Source organism: Corynebacterium sp. HMSC073B01 (assembly GCF_001838255.1).
Lineage (GTDB): Bacteria > Actinomycetota > Actinomycetes > Mycobacteriales > Mycobacteriaceae > Corynebacterium > Corynebacterium jeikeium_D.
Genome location: NZ_KV836137.1, coordinates 1 through 14048 on the forward strand (window position 1 = coordinate 1; position 14048 = coordinate 14048).

Sequence of the window (14048 nt, forward strand, 5' to 3'; positions counted from 1 at the left end):
GAGGGTGTGGGAGAGTAGGTCGCCGCCGGCATAAATAATTGTTGGTGGGTCGTGGTTGCTATTTCCCCGTGTGTGGGGTGGTGGCCGCGGCCCGCTTTTGTTTTACCCACAAGCAAACAACATAAACTAGCGTAAGTGTTTTAACGCTGTATCTTTTTGTCGGCATGTTTATTCCCATACAGCACTCTTGGTCGGCGCCGTTTTAATTGCCTGAACCAGTCAGCTGTATCTTGGAAATCATGCGAGTGGGAATCGTGACTGGAGCATCTCGGGGCATAGGTGCCGTCTTCGCCGATAGGCTCGGGCAGCTACGTCCAGACCTAGATGAAATCTGGTGTATCTCTCGTAGCTACAACGATGATTCTTCCAGCGAGGCCGCTGAACACTCTAGGACCCAAGGTTCGCGTCTTCGATATCTTCGTCTAGACCAGTCCGATGATGATTTTGGCGATAAGCTCCGGAATCGTGTTGAGCGCCATCACGCGACGATAGTTTATTTAATCCTCAATGCCGCGTACGCGAATTATGGCGATGTTAATACCCAGGACTTTTCGCGGGCTGATCAAATGATACAGACGAATATTCGCGGAACGGTCGCAGCGGTTTACTCTCTAAACGATTTATTCGAAGAGGATGGCCACATTATTCTGGTTTCGTCGATCTCGGCTGTAGCACCAACTCCAGGGATCGCGGTGTACACAGCATCGAAAGCGTTTATTCGGCATTGGGGTATCAGCCTTAGGGATGAATTAAGGCCTAATGGTGTAACTGTAACTATTTGCTACCCGGGAAAGGTTAAGACCAAGGCGCTCCGGGACGTCGTGAAGCAGGCGAAGTCGGTGAAGTTGCGTCTTATGCCTGAGCAGAATCTCAGTTATCTGGTGGAGCGCACGTTACGTGCAGCGGAGAGCGGCCGAGCGGAGGTCGCACCCGGTCTATATGGTCTGGTGATGGCTCTATTTAAGGCTGTGCCGAAACGTGTTGTGGCTCGACTGGCGCGGTTAGTTTGAGGCCCTCTAGTTTCGCGGTATCAAACTTTCGTTTAACCCCCTGGGTTTAGTCCATTTAGCAGCCAGTATTATCTGAGTAGGCTACGAAGTATGCGTAAGTTATTCACAGCCGCTTCGGTCTATCTCGGTCTTGGTCTATTTTCTGGCGTTTTCTATCGTGAATTTACCCGTGCAATGGATTTTGGCGATAAAACGCAGCTCAATACGCTGCACACGCATTTCCTTGTCCTTGGCACGATCTTTTTCTTGGTTGCGCTGGCATTGGATGGTCAATTCAATATTTCAGCTGTCAAGGGCTTTGATCGCTGGTTCATTGTTCAGAATGTCGGCATTGTTTGGACGATCGGCATGATGGTGGCAAACGGTATCGTCCACGTTGTTTCAGGCCCGGAGGCCTGGGGTCCGATGTACTCGGGAATTGCAGGACTCGGCCACATTATCCTGACGGTTGGCTTTGTGTGGTTCTTTATGCTTCTCAATAAGGCGCTGAAGAATCGTGAACGCGTGGATCGCAAGGCCAACGCAGCCGTATAAATTTCCAGCGGAAATGCGTGAGTCGGATAGCTGATTCGGCCTAGGTAATAAGGCGAAATAAAACCCCGTGCAGAAACTATATCTGCACGGGGCGCTTTCATATAGCGGCGGCTATTCGTCTGCGATAGCGGCCAGAGGTGGGGTCTTCGCGGCCTTCTGACCAGGTCCGAGAGCAGCAATAACGCCTACAATCGCAGACCCAAGCAGCATGAGAACAACCTGCAGCCACGGTACCGCAATAGTATTCAGGCCCTCATCCTTCAGCACGGTCAGCAGTGACCAGCCAAGGAACAAGCCGAGGACAATACCCACGACTGCGCCGAAAATGGAGATTTCCACAGATTCCAGGCGAATCATCCGGCGAATCCCCGAGCGCTGCAGGCCGACGGCTCGAAGCATGCCAATCTCCTGGCGGCGCTCGACAACTGAGAGCGCGACAGTATTGATAATTCCCAGAATCGAAATGATGACCGCCAGTGCCAGCAGTGCGTACACGATTCCCAGCATGACATCGATAGAGGCATTAGCCAGGCCCGCAAACTCCTTGGCAGTCATCACTTGTACTACGAGGTAGTCCGCAACGGCGTCGCTAAGCTTTTGCTTCATTTTATCCACGGCGCCGCTGTCTGCCGCGATGGAATCGGAGACATCGACGTAGGTCTGGAACGGTAAGACAAGCCTGCTGTTGATGTGCTCATGGATGGCAGCATCGGAAATGATGATGGACTGACCGGGATCGCCAGTGTCGGCAAAGATACCGGTGATGGGGAGCTGCGCGACACCACTCTTGGCAATTACTGCGAGTTCAGTGCCAATTTGCCATCGGTTCTTCTGCGCTGTTGATTCGTTGATGACAATGCCCGCCTCCGGCTTCGCCAGATCGAGGGAGCCCTGGATGGCGCGGGTACCGTACCACTTGGCAACGTCACTATTGAAAACGGATGCGTTGCCTCCTTCTGGTCCGCCTTCGAGTTGTTCGGGCATGGAGTCCATCATCGTGGCGGCTTCTTCAGGTGGGATCACCAGCAGTGCACCAATCGACAACGTTGCGGTGTCTTCGACACCATCGATATCCTTCACCGCGTCCTCGACACCAAGAGGCAGGGCCGAATGCGCAGTCAGAGGCGGTGAGAGCACGAAGTCAGCCGTCAGATTGGTCTCTGACCACTCATTGACCGCTTCCTTCATGGACACGCCGAACATGCCAATCACAGTCACCAGCGCAAGTCCGAGCGTCAGTGCAAACGATGTGGTTCCCGTTCTGCGCGGATTGCGGTGAGAGTTCGTTGCCGCAAGCTTGCCGACGGTTCCAAAAGGCGCACCTACGACGCGCCCCAGTCCTCCGATCAGAGGCATGGACAGCGCAGGGCCGACAAGCCAGACGGAGGCTACGGCCATCACCGCACCGACACCAACGAAGATGGCGCGAATCTTGGTTTCCGCGTCGTTCCACTGCAATGCCCAGGCAATGATTGCAATAGCGGCGGATGCCAGCACTGCGCCGGTCCACGTCCGAGCACTGAGACTATTGCTGGGTGTTTGGTCCCCAGAGCGCATGGCTTCTACGGGAGGGACTGCGCCAGCGCGGGCCGCCGGTGTCCAGGCGGCAATCATGGTAATTACCACGCCGACAATGAGAGGCACGATAACCGCAACCGGTTCGAATGTCAGGCCGTCGCCGGGCATGGAGATACTCATGGCATCGAGAAGCATGAATAGCCCCTGGCTCAGCCCAAACCCCGTGATTACACCTAGTGCAGAACCGATGAGGCCAACAATGAATGCCTCCAAGAGGACGGACGCAGTGAGCTGTCGTCGTGAAGCACCGAGGGCGCGGAGGAGAGCGAATTCCTTCATGCGCTGAGTGACCAGCATGGTGAAGGTATTGGAGATGATGAAGATGCCGACCAGCAGACCGATGAGCCCGAAAGCGATGAGGAAGTAGTTAACAAAGCTTAAGGCGGAGGAGACACGTTCGGAAGCCTCGTCGGCGAGCTTAGAGCCGGCCTCTACCTTGAGGTCGGGGAACGCAGCCGCGACGTCACGGGTGAGTGCGGCGGCGTCGGTGGTGGAATCGGCAGCGAGGGTGAACATGTCCGCATGTCCGTCTTCGCCGTAGAGCTCGCGCCACTGATTCTGGGTGAAGAAGACCGCGAGGTAGCCAGTTTCGTCGATGGAGGTATCAGCGATGCCGACGACCTTCACCGTCGCCCGATCGAGGCGGGTGGCCACCTTGATTTCAGTGCCGACGTGGAGGTTGCCGAGTTTGGCGGTGGCGGAGTTGACGACCACCTCACCTGGTGCTTCCGGTGCGTGCCCCTCGGTAATTGTGACTTTGTTGCCCACCGCTTCGGCCGCTGGATAGTAGGGAAGGCCCATCGATGGCGAACCATTGGTCTGAATCGGCTTGCCATCGGCTCCCGTGGCCGTAATGCTGTTGTTGGGATTGCCGATGTTGAGGGCGTGCACCCCAGGGAAGTTCTCTACCTTCTGTTCAGTTTCTTTGGTGAGCGCACCGGGATTGTCAGCAGGGGCCGTCACCACCACGTCGACACCGTCATAAGCGGTACTCATTGCGCCCTTAAAGGCCTTGTCCAGCGATGATGTGAACACAAATGCGCCGGTGATGAAGGCCGTGCCCAGCACGACCGAAATAATTGTGAGCACGAGGCGCAACTTGTGTGAGGTGATGTTGCGCCAGGCGACGCGGCTCAGCGTGGAAGACGATGATGCCATGGGGGAGATGACCTGCCTTCCTAAAGATTCTCAATATCTGCCATGCGCGCCAAGATATCGGCGGGCGTGGGATTGCGAAGCTCGTCAACCACGCGGCCATCCGCGAGGAACACAACACGGTCTGCGTAGGACGCGGCGGTGGCATCATGCGTCACAATGACGACGGTTTGGCCGATGTCATCAACCGCATCGCGGAGAATCGTCAATACCTCACGAGATGAGTTCGAGTCCAAGTTGCCCGTCGGCTCATCGCCAAAGATGATCTCCGGCCGGCTGACAATGGCACGCGCACAGGCGACACGCTGCTGCTGGCCACCGGACAGTTCCGAGGGGCGGTGCGTAAGCCGTTCTTTAAGCCCGAGGCGCGTGGTGATTTCCTCGAACCACTGCTTATCCACCTTCCGACCAGCGATATTGATAGGCAGGGTGATGTTCTCTGCCGCCGTCAACGTCGGCACCAGGTTGAAGGACTGGAACACAAAGCCCAGGCGATCACGCCGCAGCGCCGTGATTTCCTTGTCCGACAGCTTCGACAGATCCGTCGTGCCGATGTACGCGCTTCCCGACGTCGCGGAGTCCAAACCGGCCATGCAGTGCATCAATGTCGACTTACCGGACCCGGACGGGCCCATAATCGCGGTGAACTCACCAGCGGCAAAAGAGATATCGACATGGTCCAGTGCAGTAACAGCGGCATTGCCGACACCGTACTTCTTGGTGAGCCTCTCAGCGTAGGCCGCCGCTGGTGGGGCGGGATGCTCCAAAGAAGATTCAGCGGATGATTTAGCGGATTGTTGTGCATGCTTGGCAGACATGGGGGAGGGGGTTCTCTTCTAATTAGATTTGATCAACGGCGAATTAATATCCGGCAGCGAAAGCGGATTGAAAACGCTGCGGCGGGAATGGAACGTTCGTTGTTCACCAGTCACGGGGTCAGCGAAACTCATTTCTACACAGACCAGGTGCAGGGGCTCCGAGGTATTCTCGGCCTCCAGCGGCAGAATCTCCGGGTAGTACTGGTCGCCCAGGATGGGAAAGCCCAGCTCACTCAAGTGCAGCCGCAGCTGATGAGTGCGTCCGGTGATGGGTTTCAATTGCCACAGCGCAACGCGACCACTGTCGGCAGCGAGGCCGTCGGCGTCCGAAGGCACGTCGACAAGCGAAATGTGCTCGATGATGGTGTGGGCGTTTGGCTCGCCCTCGAGAGTATAAGCCTGCATCTGGCCAGCAACTTTGTGCTGTCGTGTGCGCAACTCCAGCGGGGTCTCGGGCAGGGCTTCGCTGGTCGCGCCAGCGATGGGTGTGGGCGATGTCAGCGCGTGATAGCGCTTAGTGACTTCCCCAGATGCGAAAAGCCCCTGGTAGGCGCCACGAACTTCGCGCCGGGCGGTAAAGATGAGCAACCCCGACGTCAGTCTGTCGAGGCGATGCGCGGGAACCAACTCCGGATTTCCCAGCTCCCGCCGCAGGCGTACGACAGCGGTTTCCGTGATGTGTCGGCCGCGTGGCATCGTTGCCAAAAACGACGGCTTGTCGACGACCACAAGGTTGTCATCTTGAAAGACAATCGGCATCGGCCCCGCGATTGTGCGCTCCGGTGCCGGGGTGCGGTAAAACCACATTTCCGCGCCGGGCTTCACCATGTCATCCGGACTGTACGGCACTGAGTTGGCGCGAACGACGAGCCCATCTGCAAAGCGTTTAGCCACGGCCGCTTCATCATCGTCCGGGTGGCGATGGGTTTGACCTGCGATAGCGCCTGCGAGCAGATCCCACGCACGGGTGGGGGCATCGCCACGACGCCCGGGAGCGGCGATGCGGGATGGGTTGAGCCCATCGCGAATGGGCAGTGGCATGCGACGCATACGGCTGACTTTAACAGGTGCCCCGGATTCATCTGGCCGACAAGCGGAGCTGCTGTGACATGGCGGTGTTGGTATCGCCCCTAATGGCGTAGGTGGACAACATTCTGCCCTGTCGGTCGCAACATAATGGGGGTAGGGTGGAGGTGAAAGTAATAAAAAGGTTGGCTCGGAAGAGTTGACTAAATAGCAAAGCTTGTCCATTAAAATGGCGTCCAAGCAGGTGCGATAGGTGTAGCTGCGTTGCGGTCGGGCCGCGGAGAGCCAATTTTTATGGATCGCATAATAAGGAGGCAATCAATGCCAAGGCAGAACATCATTGTGTGCGCGGTCGATGGCTCGGAGGCATCCAAGACCGCCGTCAAGTGGGCCGCTAACACCGCAGTGAAGCGCGGTGAGCCACTCCGTCTGGTCAGCAGCTACTCCATGCCACAGTTCCTCTACGCAGAGGGCATGGTTCCGCCGCAGGAGCTTTACGACGATCTTGAGGCCGAAACCCTGGAGAAGATTAACGAGGCCAAGAAGATTGCCCTCGACTTCGCACCGTCGGTAGATGTCAGCCACCAGATTGAAGAGGGCAGCCCGATTGACATGCTGCTCGACCTGTCTGAGCAGGCAACCATGGTGGTTATGGGCTCTCGCGGTCTGGGTGGGCTCTCTGGCATGGTCATGGGTTCGGTTTCCGCCGCTGTTGTTTCCCACGCATCGTGCCCGGTTGTTGTTGTCCGCGAGGACAACCTGGTAACCGATGAGACCAAGTACGGCCCGGTCGTTGTCGGCGTCGATGGCTCCGATATTTCCGAAAAGGCAACGGAGTACGCATTCCGTGAGGCCGATGCCCGTGGTGCAGAGCTGATTGCAGTTCACACCTGGATGGACATGCAGGTACAGGCTTCCCTGGCCGGTCTTTCTGCAGCTCAGAGCCAGTGGCAGGTTGTGGAAGAGGAGCAGAAGGCTCTGCTCGGCCACCGCCTGGAGAAGTACGCTAAGAAGTACCCGGACGTGGCCATCAAGAAGGTTGTTACCCGCGACCGTCCGGTTCGTGCTCTGGCTGATGCCTCGGAAGGCTCGCAGCTGCTGGTCGTCGGCAGCCACGGCCGCGGAGGCTTCAAGGGCATGCTGCTCGGCTCCACCTCGCGTGCACTCCTGCAGGCGGCTGCTTGCCCGATGATGGTCGTCCGCCCGGAGACTGACGCCTAAAGCGCGCTTCGAGGAGGCTGAGAAAAGACGCCGGTGCCGGTCGTCGAGACGCGTTTAGCGCCGAGAGTGGAAACCGTTACCGAATATTTATAAGTAGAACCTAGCCGGTTTCTGACATGTCTCGGAGACCGGCTTCGGTATATTTAAATGAGGCCTCTCGCCTGCATAAACCCCGTTTTCATGCAGAAAGTACAGATTCTATAAGGGTTTTCCTGTGGTTATCCGACTGTTATCTCGCTAGTTTCCCAGTGGCCGAAATGGCCTGATAGTGCTTGCAGTAGGTGCAAGATATTTTGGAAAGCCTTATAGTTGAGTCAGAACGATTTCGGAAAGGAATATCTATCATGAACGAGATTCTTCTTGCTGCCTCCTTTAGCCCCTCTCTGGGCTTCTTCGGCTGGATTATCATCGGTGGCCTTGCCGGTTGGATTGGTTCCAAGATTATGGGCACCGATGCTTCGATGGGCGTCGTCCTGAATATCGTCGTCGGTATTGTCGGTGGCTTCCTCGGCGGTTGGCTGCTCACCCTGTTCGGCGTTGATGTCGCCGGTGGTGGAATGATCTTCAGCTTCCTTACGTGTCTGCTCGGCGCCGTGATTTTGCTGTGGATTGTCGGCCTGGTTCAGAAGCGTAAGTAAACCAAGAAAACAACCAAGAAAAACAGCACAGCTCAGCACAAAGCGTCGTAACGCTGCTATCTACTGGATAGTGAGCTAGAGCGCGGGGCATCTCATTAACATTGAGATGCCCTTTTTGTTGTGCGGTTGTCGTGAAGTTGGCGTTCTGCGGTTGTCGCGACATCTGTTGGGGGCAGTAATCATCGCACGCTAAAGTAGGACTAGAGGCTGAAAGACTGACTAGTTTGTTCTTTTACAAAATCACAGTCGCAGATGCGCCTACAATGGAATATCACAAACTATAAACGCCCTGCTCAGTGTTGCGAAAGCAATGACGCGAACGCCGATATTTGCGAGTAAGCAGCTGTTATAACGGGGTGTGACTTTGGAAGGACGAGAGGTACTGCCGTGGCAGAAGCGACAACGGGCAAGGGCGCAAAAGGCGGCCGCGCTTCCTCTCGCCGTCGTAACCGCCCCAGTCCGCGGGAGCGCCTCCTGACATCAGCGACAGCTCTGTTTACAACGGAAGGCATCCGCGTTGTCGGCATTGACCGCATCCTGCGGGAAGCTGATGTCGCCAAAGCCAGCCTGTACTCGTTGTTTGGATCCAAGGACAAGCTGGTCATCGCGTATCTGCAAGACCTCGATGCCAAATGGCGGGAGGCTTGGGAGCAGCGAGTGGCCTCGTTGGATACCCCGGCGGAGAAGATTCTCGCTTTCTTCGATCAGTGTATTGCGGAGCAGCCGGCAATCGACTTCCGTGGTTCACACTTCCAGAATGCGGCTAGTGAATATCCGCGGCCGGAAACGGAGTCGGAGCAGGACATCCGCCAGGCCGCAGCCGATCACCGCTCCTGGGTTTGGCAACAGCTACACACGCTGCTGACTGAAAATGAATCTAGTATGCCGTCTGCTCACGCAAATATGCTGTTGCTCTACCTCGACGGCGGCCTCGCGGGTGCCAAGATGTCCAAGGATCTGAACCCGCTGCAGATGGCGCGCGACCTGGCCCGTGACTTGGTCACGTAAATACCTAATTCCCTTTTTAACGCGCCCTAGTTCTCGCCTTTTGCTCACGGGCTAATCCCGGAAGCGTTTCCAGTCCGACTCCTTTGAGCCGGTGGCTTTCTTAACCATATTCTTCGTATTCTGGCCGAGCAGCATTCCCAGGTTCTTTGCAATCAGAATTGGTTTCGGCCGCTTCTGCGCCTTTTGTGCTTTCTCGGCTTGTCGTTTCATGTCTGCCCGCACTTTAGCCAGGCCGGGAAGCGGCGGAACTATACCCGAGGAAATCTTCATATCCTGCGTCAGGGACGGCAAATTGTCCTGAGCGCCAGGCCTCATCTGGGTCACCATGTAGCGAACCTTCGCAATTTTCAAAGCCTGGGCATATTCTTCGTCCTGCTTTGCTTTACGACGGTCCCGCGATTCCTTCTCAATAGCGGCATATTCGCTCTTATACTGCTTTATTTTCCACGGAGCGAATGCGGATTTGATATAAAAGCGACGCTTGGCCTGCTTTAACTTCTTCTTTTCTTCCCGCTCCGATTCGTATTCACCCTTTTGGTGGTTTTGAAGAGTTCGGAAATCGTCCGTGAGTGGGTAGGTCTTTTCTACATAGCGGGTGAGAATAATATTTTGGGTCAGTGTCCAGAAGTTATTGGTGACCCAGTAGACAATTAGAGCCACAGGTGTTGGGCCAAAGAACCCCGCGAAGAGGATCATCAGCGGTGCGTAGATAAGCATTACGCGCATGAATTTGCTGAGGAATACACTGACGCTATTGGAATAGTCGAGAGTGCGCTGCAACCGGCGGTAGGAAATGACCAAGTTAAAACCGGTGAAAATGGCCGCTGCCACGATGCCGATAATGCAGAAAGCTAACAGCGAATCATGATTGCCCCCAAGGATTTGTAGTTGCTCCGGGTCCATGCGCAGATACGCGGGTAGAGGCTGCCCCAAGAATGTCGCGCTCAGAAAGTCGGAAATCTCATCCTTAGAGATGAATCCGACATTATGAGACGCAGGCAGTCCAGGCCCCTCAGACGCCCGCAGCATGTGCCTCAGCATGCGAACAAGGCCCATAATCACGGGAATCTGGACGAAGAGGGGCGCCAGCATTACGGAGGTCTTAATACCTTCGGCTTTGCGCATTTCCTTGCTGGCAAAGTTTACGTATTGTGGCGAGTTCGGCTCGATGCTCCTGCGGTAGCGCTCCTTGAGTATAAAAAGCTGCGGCCGTAGGTTGGCCGTCTTGCGCGCCGAGATAAATTGCTGGAACGCGAGAAACGCCAGAGCGCCACGCACCGTAAACACCAGCAGGAAGAGAGAAAGCGTCCAGGACAGAGAAGATGGCAGGTGAAACACTGAGGCCAGTAAAAGGTGCCACGCCTTAAGGACAAACGAGACCAGCCAAACAAATGGTTCCAAAATAACCACGGGCCGACTCCTCCATGTCAAGGATAAGAAAAGTAAGACAACCGGATTAGGCCGGTGTGCCAATTCCAGCCGCTATCCTAGCGACTCGAATCACCTGCCCCAACTTTAAAACAGGGCCCCGCTGTGGCGGGACCCTGTCTTTAAGATAGTGAAGCTGGATGACATCCAGTGGAAGGCAAACGAACCTGGGTGAGAACTAGTTAGCGCTCTCGTACTTTTCAATAATGTGCTTTGGCAGCGCACCGCGGTCTGCAACATCCATGCCATTCTCTCGTGCCCACTGGCGAATCTTGCGATTGCGATCACGGGCCTCAGCGGCATTGGGATTAGCGGAAGAGCGCTTACGCGGAGCTACAACCGTGCTGTGATCAATAGAAGCGTTCGCAATATACGGTTCTAATACCTGCTCGAACTTCTCAGCATTTTCCTGAGAGAGGTCGAGAATGTAGTTCTTACCGCGGAAAGAGAAACGAACGACTTGGTGATCTGCGGAATCAAGCGGAGTCCCATCAAGGTCGTCGATGTACTGAATTAGTTCGCGGCGTGCCATAGAATCCCTGCCTAAGCTTGGTGCTGAACTTGTAATAATGAAGAAGGCTTACGGTGAAACTTCAATACGGTGAAATTTCAAATTAATATCAAGCCCTGTTTTCTTTCCCTCACAGTATAAGTGCAAAGAAATTTAATGTCTATTGACGATAATTGAGTTAGATTGTGCAACTTATATCGAATACATGGTTTGTTAATAATTCGATTAATTGTGCACAAGAACTTGGGGTAATAAAAAGACGGCCCTGCATGTTGTGCAGGGCCGTCGTGAACAGCAACTACGCTACTGAGAGCGCAATGCGGGGTGCGCTCTCAGTGGTCGTCGGAAAGCGAAAGGATGAGAAGGCGCTTAAGCCTGGGTCATGCCCTGACCAGGCTTGCCTCGGTAGGTAGCGGCGACGAAAAGTGGCTGGTTCGGTTCTTCCTTGACCTCGACGAGGCGGTACTCAGAGGTAACGTCCTCGCGGCCGAAGTAGACAGCGGTGTAGCCGTGGCGGTCGAACTCGAGGTAGTTGACGTACGGGTTCGCAGCCTTGAGTCCAGCGGTAGCAGCCAAGGAAATCGGGTTGTCCTGCGGCAGCTTCACAATGTCATCGATGTTCGGGGCGCTGACGGAAGTACAGACAATCTCAATGGCGGCGATACCGGCACTCGGGTACTGGCCCGGGACCTTCGGTACGTTGCAGTTCCAGGAGGAGTGAATATCGCCGGTGAGGAAGACAACGTTGTCGTAGCCCTCCTTACCCATGATGTCGATCAGCTTACGACGCTCAGCAGCGTAGCCATCCCACTGATCCAAGTTGTACGGCAGGCCGTCCTGAGGCAAGCTCAGCAGCTCAGTGACAGCGTGAGTGGCCTCCGGATCCAGCGGCGGAACCAGCACTGGAGTGAACATGACGGAGTTGCCCACGACACGCCACTTTGCGCTCGAGGAACGCCACTGGCCGAGCAGGTAATTGAACTGCTCAGAGCCGAGCATGGAGCGACTCTCATCATCGGTCTCGCCAGCGCGGATGAACTTCAGCTGCTGGTCACGGTAGGTGCGCAGGTCCAGCATGGTCAGGTCGGCGAGATCGCCGAAACGGAAGCTGCGGTAGAGCTTGCCGCCCTGGGAGAAGGGGACAGCGCGAACCGGCAGCCACTCCAGGTAAGCCTGGATAGCGGCGTCGCGGCGGGCAACGTAGTCGCCTTCGGTCTCCGGGTCGTGGTTCTCAGCGCCACTGTGCCAATCATCGTTGGCGACCTCGTGGTCATCCCAGGTCACAATCCACGGCTTTGCGCGGTGAGCTTCCTGCAGGTCCGCATCGGTGCGGTAGGTGGCGTAGCGCAGGCGGTAGTCAGCGAGAGAAATAATCTCGTGAGCCGGCTTGTGGTCACGAACCGGGCCCTTGCCGGAGTAGCCACCGGCCTCGTACTCGTAGATGTAGTCACCGACACACATAATGATGTCGATGCGGTCATTTTCCGCCATATCGCGGTAAGCGGAGAAGAAGCCACTTTCCCAGTTAGCGCAGGAGGTCAGCGCGATGCCCAGGTGATCTGGCGAGGAGTTCACCGGCGGCGCAGTGCGAGTCTGGCCAATCGGGGAAACCTGGCCCGCGTGATTACCAGCGGTGACGGTAAAGCGGTAGAAGTAGTAGGAATTAGCGGAGAGACCCTTGACATCGATCTTGACGGTGTTGTCAGCATCCGGGTCGGTGTTCAGGGCACCAGAGGCAACGATGTTGCCGAAGCCCTCATCAGAAGCGACTTCCCACTTCAGTGCAACAGGGCGGCCCTGGTTTGCACCTGCGGTGTCGCCAGGGTGCGATGTCACACGAGTCCAGATAAGAACGGAGTCCGGCAGTGGATCGCCAGAGGCCACACCGTGTTGGAAGACCTGAAAACCACCAGAACCGCCAGCATTAGCTGAGGACTGCGACTCAGGATTGGCCCCCGCACTAGTAGCGGTCGCCAGGCCGATGGCGCCAGCAGCAGCACCGGTAGCGCCGGCACGCAGTACGGCACGACGAGTAGGGGTGAATGGCTTTTGGGCTGTTGCGTCGCTGTTCGAGACTGCGCCGTTCAGATCCGAGGCTGCAGTCTGAGATTTATCTGAAGATGGCATAGCCCTCATTACAGTAGTTCTCAGTCCGTAGCGCCATCGGAGGGAGAAAATAGCCCGATACGGGGGTACTAAGAGCGAAAGCGCGACTATTGCTGCTCAACAACAGTCGCGCTTAGTTCGACGAATCTCGGCGAGTGGCCTTAACCCGAAGCGGCCAGGTTTACGCGCCCAGCTCCGAAATGATCTGGCGATCCAGAGAATCCAGCTCTGCGGTAATGGAGTGGTGTGCGCGACGACGCTGCTCCGGGGTCATCTTCTCGGCAGTGTTAATGGCGTCAGTCATGACATCCAGACGCGAGTTGGCGTCCTTGATAAAACCATCGGTACCCTTGACACCCGACTTACGCAGCTCTGTCAGTGAACCACGAGTGGCCTCAATGCGGGCCAGCAGCGGCGCACCGTGCCCCTGGTAACGAGCGGCATCATTAGCGGAAACACCGAACTTCTGCGCGGCCGAAGAGTGTTCACGGCGCTGAATGGCAGTGATGGCGCGGTAGGCCAGCGGAACCAGCACCGGTACCAGCAGGCGTGCGCCACCGATCCACGACTTTGCCTTGTCCTTGTTGAAGCCCTGGCTGCGCTGCTGTTGCAGGATCTTCTCGGCCATCTTGGTCTGGTGGCGCTGCTTGGCGGCCAGCGCCTTCTTCTCGTCCTTGGCACTCGCCTTGCGGATCTTCTCCGCGCGCTTCAGAGCACGGTTTTCCAGCTTGAGTTCCTTCTTACCGAGCTTTTCCTCAGAACGAACGCGGCCAGCGGCCTCCTTCAGCTCCAGCTTGTGTTGGTGCTTCTGGTCGCGCTTAGCGGCCTTGACTTCAGCCTTATGTGCCTTGCGATTAAGTCGAGCTGCGTGGCGAGCCTCTTCCTTAGCCTTCGCCTTGGCAGCCTTCACCTGCTTGGCGGTTTCGCGCCGACGCTCACGGATGTCACCCAAGAAGCTCATTTTTTCCTTCGCCTAGTTGCTCGCAGATAGTCCCTCCGGAAAAGTGGGGCGGAA

Annotated in this window: 12 protein-coding genes; 5 read left to right on the forward strand and 7 right to left on the reverse strand. The window is 56.2% G+C overall.

The annotated features are described in order from the left end of the window. Positions 1 to 254: 254 nt before the first annotated feature. Positions 255 to 1010, forward strand: coding sequence for an SDR family NAD(P)-dependent oxidoreductase (locus HMPREF2849_RS00550; protein WP_168157923.1), 756 nt, complete (start codon positions 255 to 257; stop codon positions 1008 to 1010). A 90-nt stretch (positions 1011 to 1100) separates the two neighbouring features. Next, on the forward strand, positions 1101 to 1544 hold the full coding sequence (locus tag HMPREF2849_RS00555) for a DUF2871 domain-containing protein (RefSeq protein ID WP_038627034.1): 444 nt from the start codon (positions 1101 to 1103) through the stop codon (positions 1542 to 1544). A 111-nt stretch (positions 1545 to 1655) separates the two neighbouring features. On the opposite strand, the gene HMPREF2849_RS00560 is transcribed toward HMPREF2849_RS00555, so the two are convergent. The 3 genes from HMPREF2849_RS00560 to HMPREF2849_RS00570 are packed head-to-tail and all read right to left on the reverse strand — an operon-like array spanning position 1656 to position 6145. Next, positions 1656 to 4280: an ABC transporter permease gene (locus tag HMPREF2849_RS00560; RefSeq protein WP_070429931.1), complete on the reverse strand. Its 2625-nt coding sequence runs from the start codon at positions 4278 to 4280 to the stop codon at positions 1656 to 1658. A gap of 20 nt (positions 4281 to 4300) precedes the next feature. After that, positions 4301 to 5095: an ABC transporter ATP-binding protein gene (locus HMPREF2849_RS00565; protein WP_246815151.1), complete on the reverse strand. Its 795-nt coding sequence runs from the start codon at positions 5093 to 5095 to the stop codon at positions 4301 to 4303. 18 nt (positions 5096 to 5113) lie between these two features. After that, positions 5114 to 6145: a pseudouridine synthase gene (locus HMPREF2849_RS00570; protein WP_070429930.1), complete on the reverse strand. Its 1032-nt coding sequence runs from the start codon at positions 6143 to 6145 to the stop codon at positions 5114 to 5116. A 297-nt stretch (positions 6146 to 6442) separates the two neighbouring features. Here HMPREF2849_RS00570 and HMPREF2849_RS00575 point away from each other — a divergent pair, with 297 nt between their 5' ends. From HMPREF2849_RS00575 to HMPREF2849_RS00585, 3 genes are all read left to right on the forward strand, one after another. Further along, positions 6443 to 7342 (forward strand): universal stress protein, encoded by a 900-nt coding sequence (locus HMPREF2849_RS00575; protein ID WP_016421688.1) that lies wholly within the window; start codon positions 6443 to 6445, stop codon positions 7340 to 7342. Between the two features lie 344 nt (positions 7343 to 7686). Beyond that, positions 7687 to 7980, forward strand: coding sequence for a GlsB/YeaQ/YmgE family stress response membrane protein (locus tag HMPREF2849_RS00580; protein WP_016421687.1), 294 nt, complete (start codon positions 7687 to 7689; stop codon positions 7978 to 7980). A gap of 387 nt (positions 7981 to 8367) precedes the next feature. Then, on the forward strand, positions 8368 to 8988 hold the full coding sequence (locus HMPREF2849_RS00585; RefSeq protein WP_016421686.1) for a TetR/AcrR family transcriptional regulator: 621 nt from the start codon (positions 8368 to 8370) through the stop codon (positions 8986 to 8988). Positions 8989 to 9039: 51 nt separating this feature from the next. Here HMPREF2849_RS00585 and yidC read toward each other — a convergent pair whose 3' ends face one another. The 4 genes from yidC to HMPREF2849_RS00605 form a co-directional block, all read right to left on the reverse strand. Continuing rightward, complete coding sequence (gene yidC / locus HMPREF2849_RS00590; protein WP_016421685.1) at positions 9040 to 10398, reverse strand: membrane protein insertase YidC; 1359 nt, start codon at positions 10396 to 10398, stop codon at positions 9040 to 9042. A gap of 196 nt (positions 10399 to 10594) precedes the next feature. Then, positions 10595 to 10948 (reverse strand): histone-like nucleoid-structuring protein Lsr2, encoded by a 354-nt coding sequence (locus tag HMPREF2849_RS00595; RefSeq protein WP_016421684.1) that lies wholly within the window; start codon positions 10946 to 10948, stop codon positions 10595 to 10597. A gap of 348 nt (positions 10949 to 11296) precedes the next feature. Beyond that, a complete protein-coding gene (locus tag HMPREF2849_RS00600) occupies positions 11297 to 13054 on the reverse strand; it encodes an alkaline phosphatase D family protein (RefSeq protein WP_246815150.1) in 1758 nt (585 codons plus the stop codon). Positions 13055 to 13214: 160 nt separating this feature from the next. Further along, a complete protein-coding gene (locus HMPREF2849_RS00605) occupies positions 13215 to 13994 on the reverse strand; it encodes a DUF6474 family protein (protein ID WP_016421682.1) in 780 nt (259 codons plus the stop codon). Between the last annotated feature and the right edge of the window lie 54 nt (positions 13995 to 14048).